We start from the raw sequence: 18,868 nt of genomic DNA, 5'->3' as shown, positions 1-18,868 counted from the left end.
CACTTGTTGCGTAACTCATGTCACGTAACAATCGTTCTGTCTTTGACAGGCCCGACGGCGAGAGGGGGGCACATGGCCGCTCCGGCGGGCACGCGACGGCTCCCGCCCGCCGTCGTCGAGATCGGCGTGCTGTTCGGATTCGCCGTCGACACCGGGATCGCCGCCTGGCGCTCGATCACCCGTGGCCGGTTCGCCTGGCGGGAGTGCGTCGGGCAGATGTGGTTCCTGGCCGGCGTGTGCACCGTGCCGGCCATCCTGGTGATGATCCCGTTCGGCGTGGTGGTCGCGGTCGAGGTCGGATCGCTCACCGGCCAGATCGGCGCGCAGAGCTACAGCGGCGCCGTCGTCGCGCTGCTGATCGTCGGCCAGGCAGCACCTCTGGTGTGCGCGGTGATGATCGCCGGTGTCGGCGGCTCGGCCATGTGCGCCGACCTCGGCGCGCGCAACATCCGCGAGGAGGTCGACGCGCTGGAGGTCATGGGCATCTCCACCCTGGAGCGGCTCGTGGTGCCGAGGATCGTCGCCGCCGTGCTGATCACCATGCTGCTGGACAGCCTGGTGATGGCGATCGGCATCGGCGCGAGCTTCGCCTTCCAGGTACTCGTGCAGGACGTCACCGCGGGCAGTTTCCTCGGCACCATGACCGACTTCGCGCACCTGTCCGACTTCATCTTGTCCCAGGTGAAAGCGGCCGCGTTCGCCGTGCTCGCGGCCGGCGTGTGCTGCTTCAAGGGGCTCACCGCCAAGGGCGGACCAGCGGGTGTCGGCAACGCTGTGAACGAGGCCGTGGTGCTCGCGTTCTTCCTGGTGTTCCTGGCCAACGTGGGCATCGGCGAGGTGTACGCGCTGGGGAGTGGGCCATGATCAAGATGCTCGCCGAGACCGGGCGACAGTTCACCTTCTACGTCAAGGTGATCGCCGCCGTGCCGCGCTCGCTGGTGCGCTACTGGCGACACATCGTGCGGCTGATCGCCGAGGTCAGCTTCGGCTCGGCGACGCTGCTCGCCGGCGGCGGGACGATCGGCGTGGTGTTCGCGATGTCGTTCGTGTCCGGTTCGCAGATCGGGCTGGAGGGCTTCCGCGGCCTGGACCTGGTGTCGCTGTCGCCGCTGTCCGGCTCGATGTCCGCGCTGGTGAACACCCGCGAGCTGGCGCCGATCGTGGCGGGCCTGACGCTGGCGGCGAAGGTGGGCACCGGGTTCACCGCGCAACTCGGCGCGATGCGGATCTCCGAGGAGATCGACGCGCTGGACGCGATGTCGATCCGCTCGCTGCCGTTCCTGGTCACCACGCGCATGATCGCCGCGTTCTTCACGGTGATCCCGTTGTACCTGGTGGGCCTGTTCGCCTCGTACGTGGCGACGCGCCTGGTCGTGGTGGACCTGAACGGCCAGTCCGGCGGCAACTACGACTACTACTTCTCCCTGGTACTCCCGCCGCAGGACGTGTTGTTCTCGCTGCTCAAGGCGCTTGTGCTGGCCATGGTCGTGACGATGGTGCACTGCTACTACGGCTACACGGCCACGGGCGGGCCGGAGGGCGTCGGGCGCGCGGCCGGGCGGGCGCTGCGCACCAGCATCGTGTTGATCATGATCGTGGACGTACTGCTCACGTTCGCGTTCTGGGGCATCCACCAGGAGCTGCCCGGCACCGGCGGTGGGCGCTGATGAACCGGTTTTCCTTGGCACTGCGGGGAATCGCCGGCCTGCTGATCGTGGCGGTGATCGCCGTACTGGTGATCGCCAAGGGCGCCGGCGCGTTCGACGACCGGCCGACCGTCACCGCCGTGGTGCCCGCGCGCAGTGCCGGGATCGCCGCTCAGTCCACTGTGGAGCATCACGGCGTGGTGGTCGGCACGGTCACCGAGGTGCACACCACGGCGACCACCTCGACGCTCACGATCCGCCTGGCCGACGACCAGATCGACGCCATCCCGGCGACCGTGCGGGCCCGCGTGCTGCCGCGCACGCTGTTCGGTGACCAGTACGTGGATCTGGTCGCGCCGCCCGGCGAGAGTGCCGCGCTACGAGCCGGCACCACCGTTCCGGCCGACGATTCGGCGCAGACGATCGCGCTCAACGACGCCTACGAGCGGCTGTACACGGTGCTCAAGCAGATCGAGCCGGCGAAGATCAACACTGCGCTGGCCGCGGTCGCCGGGGTGCTCGGCGGCAGGGGAGCGCGGTTCGGCGACATGATCGACCAGGCGCACTCCCTGGTGCGCGACGGGCAGTCCATTGTGGACACCCTGGGCGAGGATCTGGCGTTCACCGCCGATCTCGCCGAGCAACTGCGTACCGCCGCGCCGGACCTGTGGCGCACGCTGGACAACGCGATCGTCACCTCGCGCACGATCGTGGACAAGCGCGGCGGGCTCGCCGCCATGGTCACCGGCGGTATCGAGCTGATGGGTGAGGGCGAGAAACTGTTGCGGGACAACAAGGATCGCGCCATTCAGCTGATCCGCGCCGGTGACCCGGTACTGGACGTGTTGCACGCGCAGCGCGGCGCCATCCCCGAGATCATCGGCGGTCTCAAGTCGCTCGTGGACGCCGCGCAGCCGGTGTTCTCCACCGGCCCGTGGCTGAAGCTCAGCGCCAACATCACGCTGGTGCAGCCGTACCCGTACACCTCGGCGGACTGCCCGCGCTACGGCGATCTCGCCGGCCCGAACTGCGGCCGCGCGCCCACCGCCCGCCCGCCGGCACCCGCACCCATGTCCGCGCCGCCGCCCAGCTTCGGCGGGACGAGCGGACCGGTGGGCAGCCCGGCCGAACGGTCGGCGCTCGAAGAGTTGGTCCGGCGGACGGTGCCACCGCGGACGAATCCACTGCCGGCCGGCCTGATGGGGATCTTCCTCGGGCCGATCGTGCGCGGCATGCGGATGGTGATGCCGTGAACAGGGGTGCGCTCACCGGCACGCTGATCAAGCTCACCGCGTTCGTGCTCGTCGCGGTGCTGGCCACCGTGCTCGTGGTGAACACACTGGCCAAGTCGCTCGAAGAGTCCACAAAGGACTACTCGGCCGAGTTCGCCGACGTGCTCGGGCTGCGCGCGGGCAGCGACATCCGGGTGGCCGGCGTGCGGGTCGGCCAGGTCACCGGGATCACGCTGGTGGACGGGCACGCGAAGGTCGACTTCGAGGTGATCGAGTCGCAGCCGGTGCCGGCTGACGCGCAGGCCGTCGTGCGCTACCACGACCTGCTCGGCGCGCGGTACATCTCGCTGTTGCCCAGTGCCACAACGGATTCACTCGCGCCCGGCGCCACGATCCCGCTCGCGCGCACCCGTCCCGCGCTGGACCTGACCGACCTGCTCGGCGGGTTCAAACCGGTGTTCGACGTGCTGCGTCCGCAGGAGATCAACCAGCTCGCCGGCGAGCTGATCGCGGTGTTCCAGGGTGAGGGCGGCACGATCAACAGCCTGCTCGCGCACCTGGTTCGGTTGACCGACACCGTGGTGTCCAAGGACGCCGTGATCGGTCAGGTGCTGGGCAACCTGAACAGCCTGCTCGGCACGATGGTGGCCAACACGCCGGAGTTCAAGCGGCTGCTGGACGGACTGGCGGCGCTCACCTCCGGGGTGGCGGCCGACCGGCAGCAGATCGTGGATGCCTTGCGTGGCGCGGGAAACGTGGCCGCCTCACTGTCCACTTTGGTCGAACGGGCGCGGCCGGCGGTGCAGCGCGACCTGAACGCGGTGAACGCCGCGACCGGCACGCTGGAGCGCAATCTGGACGCGGTCAACGAGGCGATCCAGCGCGCGCCGGCGTTCTTCAACACGATCGCACGGACGCTGGACTACGGCTCCTGGATGAACATCTACTTCTGCAACCTGCGGGTCTCGCTCGGCGGGCAGCCGATCCATCTCAGCGTGAGCGATCACCATTCGGCGGTGTGCCGATGACGAGGCCCTTCCGGGAGCGCGATCCGCTCAAGCTGACCATCGCCGGGCTGCTGGTCGGCACGCTGCTGGTGGCCGGTTCTCTGGTGGTGCCGCAGGCGTTCTTCTACGCGCGCACCACCGACTACGCCGCCGAGTTGGCCAACGCGGCGGGCCTGCAGGTGGACGACCAGGTGCACATCGCCGGGGTGCCGGCCGGTCGGGTCACCGAGCTGGGGTTGGCCGGCGACCGGGTGCTCGTGCGGTTCCGGCTGAACCGCGATCAGCCGCTCGGCGAGGCGACGCGCGCCGCCGTGAAGATCCAGACGATCCTGGGCAAGCGGTACCTCTCGGTGGAGCCGGCCGGCGGCGGGCGGCTGGACGGCGATCGCCCGATCCCGCTGGCCCGCACGTCGGTGCCGTACTCGTTGCAGGACCTGGCCGGCTCGGCCGAGAAGACCACCGCCGAGTTGGACCTGGAGCGGCTGCGCACGCTGGTGCGGACCCTGCGCGCGGAGGCACCCGACCCGCGGCTCACCGGCGAGGCGCTGCGTGGCGTGACGGCGGTCAGCGAGGTGTTCACCAAGCACAGCAAGCAGTTCGGCGAGGTGCTGGCCGGCGCGCAGAAGGTCACCGACACGCTGCTGTCCCAGCAGGGCACGCTGGTGACGCTGCTCGGCGACGCGAACATCGTGGCGTCAACGTTGGCCGAGCACCGCGGCGTGATCAGGGCGCTGATCAACGACGTGAACGCGATGAGCCGGCAGTTGATCGACTTCCTGCGGGTGAACAAGCCGGTGATCGACCCGCTGGTGCGCCGGTTCGACGTGATCACCGCGTCGCTGGTGGCCAACGAGCAGGCGCTGTCGCGCACGTTGAACGTCCTCGCCCCGGGTGCGCGCTACCTGGCCAACGCCACCGGCAACGGCCCGTGGCTGGACGTCACCGCACCCGCCGGCCCGATCCCCGACAACGCGTTGTGCGCCGTCGGCCTGGTGAAGGGGTGCCGCTGATGCCCGCGAGTCCCGCGCTCAGACACGGTGAGTCCCGCGCTCAGGCACCGGCGCGGGTGCACAGCGCGGGACTCGGCGGTGCACAGCGCGGGACTCGCGAGATTGGGGGTGCGCGGTGAGGCGGGCGGTGACGGCGTTCGTGGTGCTCGCGCTGGTGGCGACCGCGGTGGTGCTCGTGGTGTGGCCGAAGCCGGGGACGACGATCGAGGCGGAGTTCGCCCAGGCGGAGGGGATCCACCCGGGCAGCAAGGTGGCCGTTCTCGGCGTGCCGCTCGGGCACGTGGAATCGGTGCGCCCCAACGGGTTGAGCGTCACCGTGCGGATGACCGTGCCGCGCGGCACGAAGATCCCGGCCAACGTCGAGGCGTGGCTGATGTCACCCGCGGTGATCAGCGACCAGTACGTCGAGCTGTCCCCGGCGTACACGACGGGGGAGGCGCTGCCCGACGGCGGCCGGATCCCGGTCGAGCGTACGCACGCCCCGGTGCGCTGGGACAAGCTGATGTCCTCGATCGACAGTCTCCTCGTCGCGCTCGGGCCGGACGGCGCGAACGCGGACGGCTCGCTGGGCAAGGTGCTGGAGTCGGCCGCCGCCCTGGTGCGCGGGCGCGGGCCGCAGTTCAACAGCGCGATCACCAGCATCTCGCAGGCCAGCACGATCGTCGCGACCAGCATGGGCGACGTGCAGGCGGTGCTCACCGGCGTGGACAAGCTGGTGAAAGCCTTGAACGCCAACAAGTCCGGCGTGGACTCACTGGCTGGGTCGGTGAACCTGGCCGCTGCCGAGTTCGCCGGTCAGCGCCGCACCATCGCCGACACGATCACCGCGCTGACCGCCGCCATGAGCGAGGTCGGCGCGCTGGTCCGCGACCACGGCGCCACCATCGGCAAGGACGTCGCCCAGCTCGCCCGGATCGCCGGATCCCTTGCCGGACACCAGAACCAGCTCGCCGAGGTACTCGACACGATGCCGCTGGCGATGGACAACCTGAGCAACGCGATCTCGCCGGAGCACAAGCTGCGGATCCGGCTGGACTTCTCCACCACACTCACCCAGTTCCCGGCCGGCCAGGAGTTCTGCCGGCGCTGGCCGATCCCGCTGTGCTCCGGCGCCGGGCTGGTCAACCCGATCCACTTCCCGCCGCGCTTCGCCGATCCACTCGGCCTGTCCGGCGCGCTCGGAGGTGGCCGATGAGGTGGCGCATCGCTTGCGCGGCAACGACTCTGCTGCTGTCCGGGTGCTCGGTCAGCTTTCAGAACATGCCGATCGGCCGGTCGGTCGACGGGCCGTCCTACGAGCTGACTGCGGTGTTCGACAACGCGGCCGGGCTGCCGCTCGGCGGGCGGGTCCGGATCGGGCCGGTCGAGGTGGGCCGGGTGCTGGCGACTCAGGCGAAGGACTACCGCGCGCACGTGCGCCTGCGCGTTCGCGAGGACGTGGCGCTCGGCACGGCGACCACCGCACGGCTGCGGCAGAGCACCGCGCTCGGCGACCAGTACGTGGATCTGCTGCCGGCCGGACCGGGAAAGCTGGCCGGCGGCGCGGTGATCACCCAGACCTCGCGCGGGCCGGACGTCGAGGATTCCTTGGCACTGCTGGGAACCGTGCTGTCCAACAGCGGCTTCGAGCAGATCCGCACGATCGTCACGGAGACCAACACGATGCTCGGCGGCCGCGAGGGCAAGGTGCGCGACCTGATCGAGCGGCTGGACAAGCTCCTCGCGTCGATCAACGCCAGGGGCGGCGATCTGACTCGGACGCTGGACGCGTTGGGCGCGCTGAGCAAGACCGCCGTGGACAACAAGGCGCTGATGGAGACCGCGTTGCGGCAGATCACCCCGGCGATCGACGTGTTGCGCGGCCAGCAGGGCAACATCCGCACCGCGCTCGGCCAGGTGACCAGCCTGTCCCGCACGACGAGCGACGTGCTCGCCGCGACGCAGAGCGGGATCATCGAGCAGCTCACCAAGCTCGGGCCGGTGGTAGAGAGCGTCGCCGCGCTGGACGGCAAGCTCGGTTCCACGCTGGCCGGGCTGAAGAGCTTCCACCGCCTGCTCGATCGCGCGGTGCCCGGCGACTATCTCAACACCGACACCACGATCGACGTACCCGGCTCGCTGGTCGGCCTGATCACCGGCCTGCCGTCGCTGCTGCCACCGCCGCCGGGCCTGCCCACGGTCGGCGGATTGTTGCACGGGGGGACGCGATGATCAGGTTCCGGCGCAACACGACCCGCCAGCCGCTACCGGTGGTGCAACTGGCGCTGTTCCTGGTGATCGGCATCGCGTGCACGGTCTACGTCGGGGTGAAGGCGGTCGGCGTGGACACGTTCGCCGACAAGGTCACGGTGACCGTGCTGACGGACAACGCGGGCGGTCTGGCACCCGACTCGCCGGTGACCTACCGGGGTGTGGAGGCCGGCAAGGTGGCCGACGTGCGACTGCTCGGGCCGGGCAAGGGCGTGGCGATCGATCTTCGCCTGGACCCGGCGCGCCAGATCCCGGTGGACACGCAAGCCGTTGTGGCACAAGACGTTCCGGTCGCGATCATGCACCTGGACCTGCGCCCGAATACCGCCAGCGGGCCGTTCCTCGCCGACGGCGCGGTGATCCCGCCGTCCCGCACGGCCCGGCCGTTGCCGCTGGAACGGGTGCTGGTCGACCTGATGCGACTGACCGACAGCATCGACATCAGGGCGATCGCCACGATCGCCGACGAGCTGTCCGTCGGACTGTCCGGCATGGCGCCGAAGCTCGAACAGATCATGGGCAACGGCGGGCGGATCATGCGCGCGCTGGAGGAGATCGAGCCGACCACGTTGAGCCTGCTCGGCGGGTCGAAGGAGTTCTTCGCCGGCATCCAGGGCGCGACCGGCCGGCTGCCCGCGCTCGCCGCGAACCTGCGCGCGCTGTCCGACGAGATCCGTCGGATGGATCCGGACATCCGGTCCCTTGTGGACACCACGCCGCCGTTCGTTGCGCAGGTCGTTCCGTTGCTTCGCAACAACCAGCAGTCGATCGCAATGTTGCTCGGCAACCTGGTGAGCACCGCGCAAATGCTCGCGGTGCGCACACCGGCCCTGTCGCACGGGCTGGTGGTGATTCCTCGCGCGATCGGTGAGCTGGCATCGATCGGCGACGGGAACATCGCGCGGTTCGAGATGGTCGGCGCGCAGGGTGGTGTGTGCTACTACGACCAGCAACGGCGCACCCCGCAGGAGACCGGGCCGCGCGAGGCGAACCCCGGATTCCGTTGTCCAGGCGGGCAAACCGACGGCCTCGGCGTGCGCGGTGCGGCCAACGCGCCACGCCCGGCCGACACCACCGCGGTCGCCTCCGCCGATCCCGTGACCGGGCAGGTGCGCACGCCGTCCGGCGACCCGATGCGACTGGGCGCCAACGGCGGGCAGAACCACCTGCTCGGCGGTATGTCCTGGTCGGCTCTCTACCTCCAAGGAGCACGCTGATGAAATCCACGACGCTCAAGCCACGCCGGGTCACCCGTGTCGCCGGTCGTATGTCCACAGCGGACAGTGAGCCTTCGTCGGAGGAGTCCACTGAGTCCACTATGGACACTCCGCCGCCGGGCGATGAGGACCCGGTGGCCGAGCCCCGGCCGCGCTGGCGGCGGATCGTGCTGGCCGCGGTGCTCGCCGTACTGCTCGGTGCGGCCGGATTCCTTGGCTACCAGTGGTATCGGCTCGATCGGATCGAGTCCACCCGGGACGGTGCGCTGACCGCGGCCAAGCAGTACGCGACCGATCTGGCGAGCTATGACCACACCAGGATCGCGGAGAACTTCGCGGTGGTGTCCAAGAACGCGACCGAGAAGTTCACCAAGCAGTACGAGCAGGTCAGCGCGGTGTTGACCAAGCTGATCCAGGACCACAAGGCGACCAGCTTGGGCAACGTGCTGGCCGCCGGTGTCACCTCGCTGGACGAAGACGACGCCGGCCGCGATCGCGCGGTGGTGGTCCTGTTCGTCGACCAGAACATCACCAACACCAACAGCCCGGAGACGCGCGCCGACCGCAACCGGATCCATATGACCCTGGTCAACGACGGCGACCACTGGCTGATGGACGACGTCCAACTTCTCTAACGCGCCGCTACTTCAATTGCCAGCCGGTACGGATCGCCGGTCGCGGCGACCGGGTAGGTCTTGGTCTCGCGGTTCCACGCGTCCTCGATCGCGAACCAGTCGATCGGCGCCGGCGGGGTGCCGGTGGCCAGCGCGGTGTCGAGCGTGTCGAGGTACCTGGTCCAGCGCATCGCGTAGAAGTCGGCGACCAAGCCGGACAGCTCGCGGTTCGCGTAATCGTGCAGTGGGCCGCCGTCGCTGCTGGCCCGGTGGCCCCACGTTGTCATGATCGACCGCGCGTCGTACTCGAGCGTGCGCTTCTCGGAATCCGTTGTACCCCAAGCCTTCACGTCGCGCAGCCAGGGCCCGACCAGGAACCGCGGGTCGCTGGCTAGCAGGCGCTCCAGCAGATCCATGTCGCCCTTCCACTCGGCGGCCAGCGCGCGGAACCGGGGCAGATCAGCTGCGTCGTAGGCCGCCTTGATCTCCGGCAGCAGCGTGCGACTGCGGTTTGCCAGCACCTGCCGCGCGGTGTTGACCAGGTCGTACCGCATTGACGTCGGCGACCACGCCGCCGCGGTGCGCACGGTCAGACTCGGCCGCGCGGCGTACAGGCTGTCCTGCGGCTCGCTCCACTCGCCCGACAGCATGTCGTACGGCCCACGGCGCAGCGCCCCCCACGCGCTCACCGCACGCGGATCCGTTGTGCCGTAACGACGTTCGGCGTAGTCGGCGAACCCAGCGCCGGTGGTCGACCTGCTCGGTGTGCCAGGCCAACTCGGTGAACATCTCGAACGTAGCCGGATCGGTGCCGGTGCCCTCCGGCAGGTAGGCGATGCCGCGCAGCGCGCTGTCCGGTTTGGTGTGCCATTGGTGGAAGCGGGCGGTCCACACCCCGGTATTCGCGCCGATCGTGGTGTGCCCGCCGAAGTTCGGAATGGTGCCGAACGCGTACGGCGTGCCCTTCCACTGCTCTCCCCGTAGTATGAACGTTCGTACGTACCGCGAACGATAGGTAGGACGCACGATGAGTGACGCGCCACTGGTGCCGGGGTCGATCGCCGAACACACCGGCTGTCTGCTGGTGAAGGTCGGCCAAGTGCTGTACCGGTTGGCCGAGGAATCGCTGGCCGACCTCGGCCTGCGGGTGCGGCACTACAGCGTGCTGCAGGCGCTGGCGGACAACGGCGCGATGTCGCAGCTCGGGATCGGCGGGCATCTGCGCATCGACCCGGCCACCATGGTGTCCACTTTGGACGACCTGGAGTCGGCGGGGTACGCCGCGCGGGTGCGCGATCCCGGCGACCGGCGCCGCTACCTGGTCGAGACCACCGCTGCCGGCAAGAAACGGCTGGCTCGCGCGAACCGCATGCTGTCCGACCTGGACGACTTGCTGCTGTCCGACCTGCCCCAGACCAAGCGGCGTGCGCTGCACGGCAGCCTCGCCACGCTCGCGGCGGGCGACGTACTGCCCGCCGCGTTCGACGCCAGCCGCTTTCAGGCCGGGTCGAGGAAGATGTCCAGCGCGAGTTCGCCGGTGGCGCCGTCCGGGCGGTAGCCGGACAGGTCGGTGACACCCTCGGCGGCGAGCACCTCGTCGTCGACGAACAGGTTGCCGGTGCACGTGCGGGAGTCACGAGTGAGGATCGCGTGCGCGGCGTCGGCCATGATCTCCGGCCGGCGTGAGTTCTCCGCGCCGCCGACCAGGTTGCGCACGGCCGCGGTGTCGATCAGCGTGCGCGGCCACAGCGAGTTCGCGGCGACTCCGGCATCGGCCAGCTCGTTCGCGAGACCAACGGTGCACAGGCTCATGCCGTACTTGGACAGCGTGTAGCCGAGGTGCCGGCCCGGCCAGTGCGGCGCGGGGTTCAGCGGTGGTGACAGCGTGAGGATGTGCGGGTTGGCCGCCTCGCGCAGGTGCGGGATCGCGGCCTTGCTGAGCAGGAACGTGCCTCTGGTGTTGATATCTTGCATCAAGTCGTAGCGCTTCATCTCCAGTGCTTCGGTGGCCGACAGGTCGATGGCGCTGGCGTTGTTCACCACGATGTCGATGCCGCCGAACCGCTCGACCGCGGCGCGCACGGCACCGAAAACGTCCTCGTCGGAGCGCACGTCGCCGACCACCGGCAGCGCGGCTCCGCCGGCCCGCTCGATCTCCTCCGCGGCGGTGAACACCGTGCCGTCGAGCCGGGGGTGCGGCTGCGCGGTCTTGGCCAGGAGCACCACGTTCGCCCCGTCCCTGGCGGCGCGCAGCGCGATGGCCAGGCCGATTCCCCTGCTCCCGCCGGACATCACGATCGTCTTGCCGGCCAACGTGTTCGCCATCGCGTCTCCTCTGGTCGCTGTGCCAATCATAAGTACCACAAACGATATGGGCGACGCATCAACTGATGAATGGTTACTGACCGCGATCGCTCGAAGATGTTCTGCCGGCCTGCGCGACGAGCTACACGATCCAGGTCTCCGCCGACGGTGTCACCTGGCGCGACGCGGCGACCGTGGTCACGTCCAACCGCGGGGTCGAGCAGGTCGAGCTGAACGCTCCGGAACCCGTTCGGCACGTGCGCGTGCACGGCGTGAAGCGCAAGACCGAGTGGGGTTATTCGCTCTACGAATTGTGGGCCTTCGGCACACCCCTGTGAGGATGGCCGTGATTCCGGCGCACCCGCAGTGCCCAGGTGATCAGCGGCCACTGCACGGGTAGCCGCAACAGCGCGATGGCGCGCATCGGCAGCGGCTTGCGGGCGCGGTGGAAGTCGGCGGCCATCTTCACGTTGCCCGGGAACACCGCGGCGAACAGCAGCGCGGCGAGCAGTCCGCCGAGCCGACGGGTGCGCGGCACGGCCACCGCCACGGCGACACCCAGTTCGGCGACACCGGAGCCGTACGTCCAATCGCGCGGCTTGCCGGGGAGTTGGCGGGGGATCAGCGGGTCGTAGAGATCGGGCCGCACGAAGTGCGTGACGCCCGCGGTTCCCAACAACACCGCCAGTGCCTTGGCCGACCTGAGTTCGCGCATGCCCGTCACGCTAGCGAACCCAGGACCTGCTGCGACTCGACGAGCCCCTCGTCGCTGGGCGACTCGCCGTGCCCGAACACCCGCTCGCGCTGGCGGGCGCGCAGGGCGAGGTGTGCGCGCCTCGGTTCGTCGTAGCCGTAGCGCTCGCGCGCCTCGGTCGGGGTGAGCACGACGGGGTTGGCCGGCGCGATGCCGCGCCACATCGGCTCCACGATCGGCACGGTCGACGGCGAGATCGCCCGAAGCACGGCCAGCTTGAGCGTCCGGACGCGGTGCAGCACGCCGTAGCTCAGCCGCAGCAGCGGCCGGACGAGGACGTCGGTCAGCCGAGACTGGCGCAGTCCGCCCAACCGGCGCATCCAGTGCGGCATGGTCGCGATCGTGCCGGCGCGGATGACCTTGGCGATGGCCCACAGCGCCGGTCGCAGCGACCAGTGCGCCGACGGAAGGATCACCTGCGCGTTCAGCAGGTGGTGCATCATGTTCTGCGCGGCCTCGCTCGCGGCCAGGTGCGGGCGCATCCGCTCGAAGTAGGCGCGCACGCCGTCGCGGGTGCGCGGCACGTCGGCCGGGTCGCAGGTCTGCAGTTCGGCGGCGATCGCGCACTCCTCCCAGTACCGGTTCTCCTCCTCTTCGGAGAGCTTGCCGGGCCCGTAGGTCTCATACGCCTTGAGCACCGAGTGCCATCCGGTGAGCAGGATCCACAGCTGCGAGTGTGGGTCGTTGGCGTCGTATGTCTTGCCGCTCAACGGTTCCACGCCGATCGCCTTGGAGTGCACCTTCACCAGCACGTCGGCTGCCTTGGACACGGTGCGGCTGTCGGCGAAGGCGACCATGGCGAAGTAGCGGATCGTGCGGTCGTACCGGGTGCGCGGGCGGTTGTAGTTGTCGCCGGTGGCGTCCACGGCGGCGATCAGCGGCGGGTCCAGCTCCTCGACCACGACGGCCCGTTGCAGGCCGGTGACCGGTGCGGTCGGGTAGCCCCACACCTTCCAGGCCACCGAGTCCGGCCCGAAGAACCCGTAGTCCTCCCACGGCGTCGGGGTGTTCCTGCGTGCCATCGCGTGCCTCCCGCGAGTCAAATGCTACCGTGGAGTAGTAATATACTACTGCGGAGTAGTTTTTCAAGGGAGGTGCGCTTGACCAGCACGACCAGCCGAAAGCGCCGCCCGTACGCGACGCGGGTGCCGGCCGAGGAGCGGCGCACCCAACTGCTCGACGCGGCCCTGCGACTGATCGTCACCAGCGGGCACGACGCGGTGACCATGGACGCGCTCGCCGAGCGGGCCGGGGTCACCAAGCCGGTGATCTACGGCCAGTTCTCCGGCCGGGCAGACCTGCTCGACGCGCTGCTGCGGCGTGAGCAGCGGGCCGCGCTGTCGCAACTGTTCGCGCTCATCCCGGCCGAGACCGACATGCGCGCCGGGGAGCCCGCACGCCTGGTCACCGAGACGCTGGACCGGTTCCTGCGCACGGTCCGTGAGACGCCGGATCGCTGGTACTGCATCGTGATGCCGCTGCCCGACATGCCGTCGGCGTTCCATCGCGCGCGCGACGAGGCTCGCGACGCGGTGCTGCGGCGAGCGCGGGAGATCGCCGAGTGGGGGCAGCGCCGGGTCGACGGGTTCGATCCGGAGATCGCCGGCCACACGATCGTCACGCTGTTCGAGATGGCCGCGCGCCTCGTGCTCACCGATCCCGAGCGCTACCGCCCCGAGCGGTTCGTCGGCTCCCTGCGCGCCGCGATCGGCCTGGTCACGCCCCGAGTCGGACTTTAGCCCGCTAAAGTACGCCGCTCCAGGGGCCGTGGACGGTGACGTGGTGTGATCGCGCCAGGTCGGAGGCCTGTGGATGCGCGACTTGACACGATTCGCCGTGTATGCGTGCGTACTTTAGCCCGCTAAAGTCCGAGGAGGGCACAAAGGTGCAGGTCAGGGGTGGTGGGGGTGCTTGAACTGGGCGCGCTTGTGGTCGCCGTAGGGCTCGTCGCGCTCGCGTACGGCTTCGCGGAAGCCGGCCGTGGCGGCGCGCAGTTGGAAGGCGTAGCCCTCGCGGGTGTGCCGGGAGATGCCGTCGAACACCGTGCTGATCATCGCGGAGTTGGTCACGCCCTGGGAGTGCAGCGCGGAGTTGAGCGCGAGCTTGGCCATCATCAGCTGGTTGACCGGCATGCGGGCGATTCGTGCCACGAATGATTCGGTGCGCTCATCCAACTCCTCCAGTGGGCACGACTCGACCGCCAGCCCCCACTCGGCCGCTTGTTTGCCGCTGATGCAGTCGCCGGTGAACAGCAGCCGCTTGGCGCGTTGGTCGCCGAGCCGGTGCGCCCACATGCCGGCGGCCGGGATACCCCACACGCGGGTGGGCGGGTAGCCGATCTTGGTGTCGTCGGCGCAGATGATCTGGTCGCAGTACAGCGCGATGTCCGTGCCACCGGCGACCGCGAACCCGTGCAGCTTCGCCACGGTCGGCTTGTTCGCGTGCAGCAGACTCGCGAAGCCGCGGTTGAAGCGGCTCATCATCGCGTAGTCGAGCATCGGATCCCAGGTGCCCCACGGGTTGTGGTTCGCGGCCTGCGCGACCGGGTCGATCGCGGTGCCGGTCACGTCCTCACCGTCGGTTGATCCGCCCTGCTCGGCGAACAGCGCGAGGTCGTAACCGCCGCAAAAACCCTTGCCACGCCCGGAAAGCAGGATCACGTGCACCCGTGGGTCGAGGTCGGCGCGCTCCACCGCGTGTGCCAGCTCGACCGGGGTGTCCGGCGTGATCGTGTTGCCCTTGTCCGGACGGTTGAACGTGAGCCGCGCGATCCGGCCGTCCCGCTCGTATGTCAATGTCCGGTATTCGCGATCGGACTCCGGTGCGGGCCGGTCCCGCCACGGCGAGTCCGGTGCCTCTGTCCAGTTCTCATACCACGCCGCCGGGCGCTGGCCCGCGTGCGATTCGTTGTCGGACAACGGAAATCTCCTCAATGCTCGTCGAAGTTGCCGTGCCGGCCGAGGCCGGAGGCGAACCGGCCGGCGCCGGTGACAGCCGCCTCGATCGCCGACATACCGTGCCGCCACTCGTTGGCGATCGCGTCGTCCAGTTCCATCGAGTGCTGCTCGTGGCTGGACAGCCGATCGCCGCGCATGCAGGTCTGCGGGAAGCCGGCGATCTGCTCGGCGAGTTCGATCGCCTCGTCGAGCGCGCGGCCAGGGGCGCTGATCCGGTTCGCCAGGCCCATCCGGTGCGCCTCGGACGCGTCGACCGGGCGGCCGGTGAGGATCATGTCCAGCGCGTGCGAGTGGCCGATCAGGCGGGGGAGCCGGATCGTGCCGCCGTCGATCAGTGGCACGCCCCACCGCCGGCAGAACACGCCGAAGACCGCGGTCGGGTCGGCCACCCGCAGGTCGGCCCAGATCGCCAGCTCCAGCCCGCCGGCCACCGCGTAGCCCTCGACGGCGGCGATCACCGGCTTGCCGAGCAGCAGCCGGGTCGGCCCCATGCCGGCCGGGCCGTCCTCGCCGGGCGGAACGATGCGCACGTCGCCGCGGGCGACGGCCTTCAGGTCCGCGCCGGCGCAGAAGTTCCCGCCGGCGCCGTGCAGCACGGCGACCGAGGAGTCCTCGTCCGCGTCGAAGGACTGGAACGCCTCGGTCAGCGCGAGCGCGTGCTCGTGATCGACCGCGTTGCGGACCTCGGGCCGGTCCAGCGTGACGATCGTGATCGGGCCGCGTTTGTCAACGGTGACAGCCATAGGGACACCGTACGGCGCGAGATCAACCGTCCAGGCGCTTCGCCACGCGCTCGAACACCCGCCGCAGTACGCGCAGCTCCTCGTCGTCCAGGTCGTTGGTGAACAGTTCTCGCACGGTGCGCCCGTGGTGCTCGCCGGCATCGCGCAGCGCGGTGAACCCGCTGGCGGTGAGCACCGCGTGGCTGACCCGCCGGTCGGCCGACGACTGCTGGCGCAGCACCCAGCCGCGCTCCTCCATGGCCTTGACCTGGTAGGTCAGCCGGCTGGAGGAGAACACCATGCGCGCGGCCAACTCGCCCATGCGCATCCGGCAGTCCGGAGCCTCGGCGAGCAGCAGCAGCACGTGGTAGTCGATCAGGCTCATGCCGGCCGTCGCGCGCAGGTCATCGTCGAGACGAGTCTGCAGCCGAATGCTCGTCTCGATGTAGGTCCGCCACACGCGGTCGTCAGGGCACTGGTCGTCCATGGTCTCTCAATATTGAACTATCGAGTGCGCGCCGCGTCCACGGCTTGCCGCACGGCCGGCACGATCTCGTCCGCGAAGGTGGCGAACTGGGCCAGGTCGTCGCCCTCGGTGCCGAGCACGAACGTGTCCATCCCGTGCTCCAGCACGAGCCCGGTCAGCTCCTCGATCCACTGGGTCGGCGGTCCGTGCAGGAACCCGCGCGACTCGCCGCCGGTGATCGTGCCGAGCACGTTGTAGATCCGCTGGATCGCCGCGGGATCACGGCCGGCCTCGGTGGCCGCCTCGTCGATCCGCGCGTGCTTGTCGGCCAGCTTCTCGGGTGGCACGTAGCTGGAGGACGGCACCCAGCCGTCGGCCGACCGGCCCAATTCGCCGAGCAACCGAGGCCCGAGCACGCCGAGCCACAGGCCGATCGGGTGTGCGGGTGCCGGGCCGGGACGCACGCCGGCGAGCCGGTAGTGCTCGCCGTCAACGCGGACCGACCGCTCGTCCGACCACATCGCCCTGATCACCGCGATCGCCTCGATCAGCGCGTCGGCCGCCTCGCGCGGGGAGCGCTTCGGGCCGCCCATCGCGCCGATCGCGTCCCAGAACGCGCCGGCTCCGAGCCCGAGTTCGAACCGCCCGCCGGACAGCACGTCCAGGCTCGCCGCCGCCTTGGCCAGTACGGCGGGCTGGCGGAGTGGAAGGCTTGCCACGTCAGGGAAAACGCGCACCCGCTCGGTGCGCGCCAGCAGCACGGCCATCAGCGACCACGCGTCCAGGAACCGCCGCTGGTACGGGTGATCCTGGATGCCGATCAGGTCGAGGCCGCGCTCGTCGGCCAGTGTCGCGACGCGCATCAGGTGGTCGGCGTTGTCCGCGTTGGGCGTCGCGAACACGCCGAACTGAGGCTCGCGTCCGTAGTCAGTCATGATCGGTCCTCCCGGAAATGTCGGCGAGCAGGTCGGTGAACGGGACGGGATCGGCGAACGGGTCGACGCGTCCGACGGCTGGGCGGCGCGCCACCTCGGCGGCCAACTCGCCGGCGGCGCGGGCGATCCGCCGGCTCAGATCGGTGTCGTTGCCCCAGTCGGCGCTGGCCGCGTACACGGCGGTCGGGAGCACGACGGCGCGCAGATAGGTCAGCACCGGCCGCAGCGCGTGCTCGAGTACCAGCGAGTGCCGCTCGGTCCCGCCGGTCGCGCCGATCAGCACCGGTTTTCCTTGCAGCGCATCGGGTTCCACGATGTCGAGGAACGACTTGAACAGCCCGCTGAACGATGCGGTGAACACCGGCGTGACCAGGATCAGCCCGTCGGCGTCGGCGAGCCGTCGCAGCACCGGCCGCAGGCGCGCGTTGGCGAACCGGGTCAGCAGGTGGTCGGTGATGTCGTGGGCGTACTCGCGCAGTTCGACGGTCTCGGTGTGATCCGCTTTCACCTCGGCGGCGAGCCGGTCGGCCAGCATTCGCGTGCTGGACGGCTGGGACAGACCGGCGGAGATCGCCATGATCGTGGTCATCCGGCGGTCACCTCCTCGCGTGCCGCGCGCAGGGAATCGTGTGTCGGCGCGGACGGCACATGCGCGGGCGTGCGAGCCTCGATTTCCTTGCGCAGCACCGGAAGCACGTGCTCGCCGAGCAGGTCGAGCTGCTCCAGCACGGTCTTCAGCGGCAGGCCGGCGTGATCGACGAGGAACAGCTGCCGTTGGTAGTCGCCGACGTAGTCACGGAAGCCGAGCGTCCGGTCGATCACCTGCTGCGGGCTGCCCACGGTGAGCGGGGTGTCGGCGGAGAAGTCCTCCAGCGACGGCCCGCCGCCGTAGACCGGGGCGTTGTCGAAGTACGGGCGGAACTCCGCGATCGCGTCCTGCGAGTTCGCGCGCATGAAGATCTGCCCGCCGAGGCCGACGATGGCCTGATCGGCGCTGCCGTGCCCGTAGTGCTCGAACCGCTGCCGGTACAGGCTCACCATCCGCTTGGTGTGCTCGGCGGGCCAGAAGATGTGGTTGTGGAAGAAGCCGTCACCGTAGTATGCGGCCTGCTCGGCGATCTCCGGGCTGCGGATCGAGCCGTGCCACACGAACGGCGGCACCCCGTCGAGTGGTCGCGGTGTGGAGGTGAACCCTTGCAGCGGCGTGCGGAACCGGCCCTCCCAGTCGACCACGTCCTCGCGCCACAACCGGTGCAGCAGCGCGTAGTTCTCGATGGCCAGCGGAATGCCCTGCCGGATGTCCTGGCCGAACCACGGGTAGACCGGCGCGGTGTTGCCCCTGCCCAGCATCAGGTCGACCCGCCCACTGGTGAGGTGCTGCAGCATCGCGTAGTCCTCGGCGATCTTCACCGGGTCGTTGGTGGTGATCAGCGTGGTCGCGGTGGACAGGATCAGCTTCTCGGTCCGTGCGCCGATGTGGCCGAGCAGGGTGGTCGGCGAGGACGGCACGAACGGCGGATTGTGGTGCTCGCCGGTCGCGAACACGTCGAGGCCGATCTCCTCGGCCTTCAGCGCGATCGCCACCATCGCGGTGATCCGCTCGTGTTCGGACGGCGCGCGCCCGGTCGTCGGGTCCGGTGTCACGTCACCGACGGTGAACACTCCGAACTGCATCCCAGCCTCCAGCACTTGTCTCAAATTTGAACAACCCGTCCAACACCGGCGATCGCCGAGTTGTTCCCTGGGATGCGACC

22 protein-coding genes and 1 pseudogene are annotated in these 18,868 nt (G+C 69.7%); 12 read left to right on the top strand and 11 right to left on the bottom strand.

What is annotated here, in order from left to right; all coding sequences use genetic code 11:
- Positions 1–72 precede the first annotated feature (72 nt).
- From EV193_RS30285 to EV193_RS30245, 9 genes are all read left to right on the top strand, one after another.
- The gene (locus EV193_RS30285; RefSeq protein WP_130348368.1) at positions 73–864 is read left to right on the top strand and encodes an MlaE family ABC transporter permease; all 792 of its coding nucleotides are present in this window, start codon (positions 73–75) and stop codon (positions 862–864) included.
- Positions 861–1,667, top strand: a complete 807-nt coding sequence (locus tag EV193_RS30280; protein WP_130348367.1) for an MlaE family ABC transporter permease — start codon at positions 861–863, stop codon at positions 1,665–1,667. Before EV193_RS30285 ends, EV193_RS30280 begins: the two co-directional genes overlap by 4 nt.
- Complete coding sequence (locus tag EV193_RS30275) at positions 1,667–2,899, top strand: MCE family protein (protein ID WP_130348366.1); 1,233 nt, start codon at positions 1,667–1,669, stop codon at positions 2,897–2,899. The genes EV193_RS30280 and EV193_RS30275 overlap by 1 nt, the downstream gene beginning before the upstream one ends.
- The gene (locus tag EV193_RS30270; RefSeq protein WP_165401553.1) at positions 2,896–3,906 is read left to right on the top strand and encodes an MCE family protein; all 1,011 of its coding nucleotides are present in this window, start codon (positions 2,896–2,898) and stop codon (positions 3,904–3,906) included. The genes EV193_RS30275 and EV193_RS30270 overlap by 4 nt, the downstream gene beginning before the upstream one ends.
- A complete protein-coding gene (locus EV193_RS30265) occupies positions 3,903–4,895 on the top strand; it encodes an MCE family protein (RefSeq protein ID WP_130348364.1) in 993 nt (330 codons plus the stop codon). The genes EV193_RS30270 and EV193_RS30265 overlap by 4 nt, the downstream gene beginning before the upstream one ends.
- A 115-nt stretch (positions 4,896–5,010) precedes the next feature.
- Positions 5,011–6,090 carry an MCE family protein gene (locus EV193_RS30260; protein ID WP_130348363.1) on the top strand — a complete coding sequence of 360 codons (1,080 nt, stop codon included), beginning with the start codon at positions 5,011–5,013 and terminating at the stop codon, positions 6,088–6,090.
- Positions 6,087–7,106, top strand: coding sequence for an MCE family protein (locus EV193_RS30255; RefSeq protein ID WP_130348362.1), 1,020 nt, complete (start codon positions 6,087–6,089; stop codon positions 7,104–7,106). The genes EV193_RS30260 and EV193_RS30255 overlap by 4 nt, the downstream gene beginning before the upstream one ends.
- On the top strand, positions 7,103–8,362 hold the full coding sequence (locus EV193_RS30250; RefSeq protein WP_130348361.1) for an MlaD family protein: 1,260 nt from the start codon (positions 7,103–7,105) through the stop codon (positions 8,360–8,362). The genes EV193_RS30255 and EV193_RS30250 overlap by 4 nt, the downstream gene beginning before the upstream one ends.
- On the top strand, positions 8,362–8,997 hold the full coding sequence (locus tag EV193_RS30245) for an Mce protein (protein WP_130348360.1): 636 nt from the start codon (positions 8,362–8,364) through the stop codon (positions 8,995–8,997). Before EV193_RS30250 ends, EV193_RS30245 begins: the two co-directional genes overlap by 1 nt.
- Here the strand turns inward: EV193_RS30245 and EV193_RS33870 are convergent.
- On the bottom strand, positions 8,994–9,782 hold the full coding sequence (locus EV193_RS33870) for an alpha-N-acetylglucosaminidase C-terminal domain-containing protein (protein ID WP_423202248.1): 789 nt from the start codon (positions 9,780–9,782) through the stop codon (positions 8,994–8,996). The two genes, EV193_RS30245 and EV193_RS33870, sit on opposite strands and share 4 nt — an antisense overlap.
- Positions 9,754–10,002, bottom strand: a pseudogene (locus EV193_RS34850) (alpha-N-acetylglucosaminidase TIM-barrel domain-containing protein); the annotation flags it as partial. The pseudogene EV193_RS34850 and the gene EV193_RS33870, both read right to left, overlap by 29 nt.
- 1 nt (position 10,003) lies before the next feature.
- Between EV193_RS34850 and EV193_RS30235 the strand changes: the two are divergent.
- Positions 10,004–10,534, top strand: a complete 531-nt coding sequence (locus EV193_RS30235; RefSeq protein WP_130348359.1) for a MarR family winged helix-turn-helix transcriptional regulator — start codon at positions 10,004–10,006, stop codon at positions 10,532–10,534.
- Here EV193_RS30235 and EV193_RS30230 read toward each other — a convergent pair.
- A complete protein-coding gene (locus EV193_RS30230; protein ID WP_130348358.1) occupies positions 10,474–11,301 on the bottom strand; it encodes an SDR family oxidoreductase in 828 nt (275 codons plus the stop codon). The genes EV193_RS30235 and EV193_RS30230 overlap by 61 nt on opposite strands.
- A 101-nt stretch (positions 11,302–11,402) precedes the next feature.
- Between EV193_RS30230 and EV193_RS34845 the strand changes: the two genes are divergently transcribed.
- A complete protein-coding gene (locus EV193_RS34845; RefSeq protein WP_130348413.1) occupies positions 11,403–11,618 on the top strand; it encodes a discoidin domain-containing protein in 216 nt (71 codons plus the stop codon).
- On the opposite strand, the gene EV193_RS30220 is transcribed toward EV193_RS34845, so the two are convergent.
- Both EV193_RS30220 and EV193_RS30215 read right to left on the bottom strand, forming a co-directional pair.
- Positions 11,585–11,995: a DoxX family protein gene (locus EV193_RS30220; RefSeq protein ID WP_130348357.1), complete on the bottom strand. Its 411-nt coding sequence runs from the start codon at positions 11,993–11,995 to the stop codon at positions 11,585–11,587. The genes EV193_RS34845 and EV193_RS30220 overlap by 34 nt on opposite strands.
- Positions 11,996–12,000: 5 nt before the next feature.
- Positions 12,001–13,056, bottom strand: a complete 1,056-nt coding sequence (locus tag EV193_RS30215; protein ID WP_130348356.1) for an oxygenase MpaB family protein — start codon at positions 13,054–13,056, stop codon at positions 12,001–12,003.
- A gap of 78 nt (positions 13,057–13,134) precedes the next feature.
- On the opposite strand from EV193_RS30215, the gene EV193_RS30210 reads away from it, so the two are divergent.
- A complete protein-coding gene (locus tag EV193_RS30210) occupies positions 13,135–13,773 on the top strand; it encodes a TetR/AcrR family transcriptional regulator (protein WP_130348355.1) in 639 nt (212 codons plus the stop codon).
- Positions 13,774–13,926: 153 nt separating this feature from the next.
- On the opposite strand, the gene EV193_RS30205 is transcribed toward EV193_RS30210, so the two are convergent.
- The 6 genes from EV193_RS30205 to EV193_RS30180 are packed head-to-tail and all read right to left on the bottom strand — an operon-like array spanning position 13,927 to position 18,788.
- Positions 13,927–14,952, bottom strand: a complete 1,026-nt coding sequence (locus EV193_RS30205) for a crotonase/enoyl-CoA hydratase family protein (protein WP_130348354.1) — start codon at positions 14,950–14,952, stop codon at positions 13,927–13,929.
- An 11-nt stretch (positions 14,953–14,963) separates the two neighbouring features.
- A complete protein-coding gene (locus EV193_RS30200) occupies positions 14,964–15,734 on the bottom strand; it encodes a crotonase/enoyl-CoA hydratase family protein (RefSeq protein ID WP_130348353.1) in 771 nt (256 codons plus the stop codon).
- Positions 15,735–15,756: 22 nt separating this feature from the next.
- Positions 15,757–16,200 carry a MarR family winged helix-turn-helix transcriptional regulator gene (locus EV193_RS30195; protein ID WP_130348352.1) on the bottom strand — a complete coding sequence of 148 codons (444 nt, stop codon included), beginning with the start codon at positions 16,198–16,200 and terminating at the stop codon, positions 15,757–15,759.
- A 17-nt stretch (positions 16,201–16,217) separates the two neighbouring features.
- Positions 16,218–17,114, bottom strand: a complete 897-nt coding sequence (locus EV193_RS30190; protein WP_130348351.1) for an LLM class flavin-dependent oxidoreductase — start codon at positions 17,112–17,114, stop codon at positions 16,218–16,220.
- Positions 17,107–17,703 carry an FMN reductase gene (locus tag EV193_RS30185; RefSeq protein WP_130348350.1) on the bottom strand — a complete coding sequence of 199 codons (597 nt, stop codon included), beginning with the start codon at positions 17,701–17,703 and terminating at the stop codon, positions 17,107–17,109. Before EV193_RS30185 ends, EV193_RS30190 begins: the two co-directional genes overlap by 8 nt.
- Positions 17,700–18,788, bottom strand: a complete 1,089-nt coding sequence (locus EV193_RS30180; protein ID WP_130348349.1) for an LLM class flavin-dependent oxidoreductase — start codon at positions 18,786–18,788, stop codon at positions 17,700–17,702. Before EV193_RS30180 ends, EV193_RS30185 begins: the two co-directional genes overlap by 4 nt.
- Positions 18,789–18,868 lie beyond the last annotated feature (80 nt).

The sequence above is a fragment of the Herbihabitans rhizosphaerae genome (assembly GCF_004216555.1).
Lineage (GTDB): Bacteria > Actinomycetota > Actinomycetes > Mycobacteriales > Pseudonocardiaceae > Herbihabitans > Herbihabitans rhizosphaerae.
This window is presented reverse-complemented; position numbering and strand designations above follow the sequence as displayed.

Excerpts from the sequence above, each read along its gene's own strand:
- EV193_RS30285 (WP_130348368.1), top strand. The coding sequence starts at position 73 with ATGGCCGCTCCGGCGGGCACGCGACGGCTCCCGCCCGCCGTCGTCGAG.
- EV193_RS30280 (WP_130348367.1), top strand. The coding sequence starts at position 861 with ATGATCAAGATGCTCGCCGAGACCGGGCGACAGTTCACCTTCTACGTC.
- EV193_RS30275 (WP_130348366.1), top strand. The coding sequence starts at position 1,667 with ATGAACCGGTTTTCCTTGGCACTGCGGGGAATCGCCGGCCTGCTGATC.
- EV193_RS30265 (WP_130348364.1), top strand. The coding sequence starts at position 3,903 with ATGACGAGGCCCTTCCGGGAGCGCGATCCGCTCAAGCTGACCATCGCC.
- EV193_RS30255 (WP_130348362.1), top strand. The coding sequence starts at position 6,087 with ATGAGGTGGCGCATCGCTTGCGCGGCAACGACTCTGCTGCTGTCCGGG.
- EV193_RS30250 (WP_130348361.1), top strand. The coding sequence starts at position 7,103 with ATGATCAGGTTCCGGCGCAACACGACCCGCCAGCCGCTACCGGTGGTG.
- EV193_RS30245 (WP_130348360.1), top strand. The coding sequence starts at position 8,362 with ATGAAATCCACGACGCTCAAGCCACGCCGGGTCACCCGTGTCGCCGGT.
- EV193_RS30235 (WP_130348359.1), top strand. The coding sequence starts at position 10,004 with ATGAGTGACGCGCCACTGGTGCCGGGGTCGATCGCCGAACACACCGGC.
- EV193_RS30230 (WP_130348358.1), bottom strand. The coding sequence starts at position 11,301 with ATGGCGAACACGTTGGCCGGCAAGACGATCGTGATGTCCGGCGGGAGC.
- EV193_RS30220 (WP_130348357.1), bottom strand. The coding sequence starts at position 11,995 with ATGCGCGAACTCAGGTCGGCCAAGGCACTGGCGGTGTTGTTGGGAACC.
- EV193_RS30215 (WP_130348356.1), bottom strand. The coding sequence starts at position 13,056 with ATGGCACGCAGGAACACCCCGACGCCGTGGGAGGACTACGGGTTCTTC.
- EV193_RS30200 (WP_130348353.1), bottom strand. The coding sequence starts at position 15,734 with ATGGCTGTCACCGTTGACAAACGCGGCCCGATCACGATCGTCACGCTG.
- EV193_RS30195 (WP_130348352.1), bottom strand. The coding sequence starts at position 16,200 with ATGGACGACCAGTGCCCTGACGACCGCGTGTGGCGGACCTACATCGAG.
- EV193_RS30190 (WP_130348351.1), bottom strand. The coding sequence starts at position 17,114 with ATGACTGACTACGGACGCGAGCCTCAGTTCGGCGTGTTCGCGACGCCC.
- EV193_RS30185 (WP_130348350.1), bottom strand. The coding sequence starts at position 17,703 with ATGACCACGATCATGGCGATCTCCGCCGGTCTGTCCCAGCCGTCCAGC.
- EV193_RS30180 (WP_130348349.1), bottom strand. The coding sequence starts at position 18,788 with ATGCAGTTCGGAGTGTTCACCGTCGGTGACGTGACACCGGACCCGACG.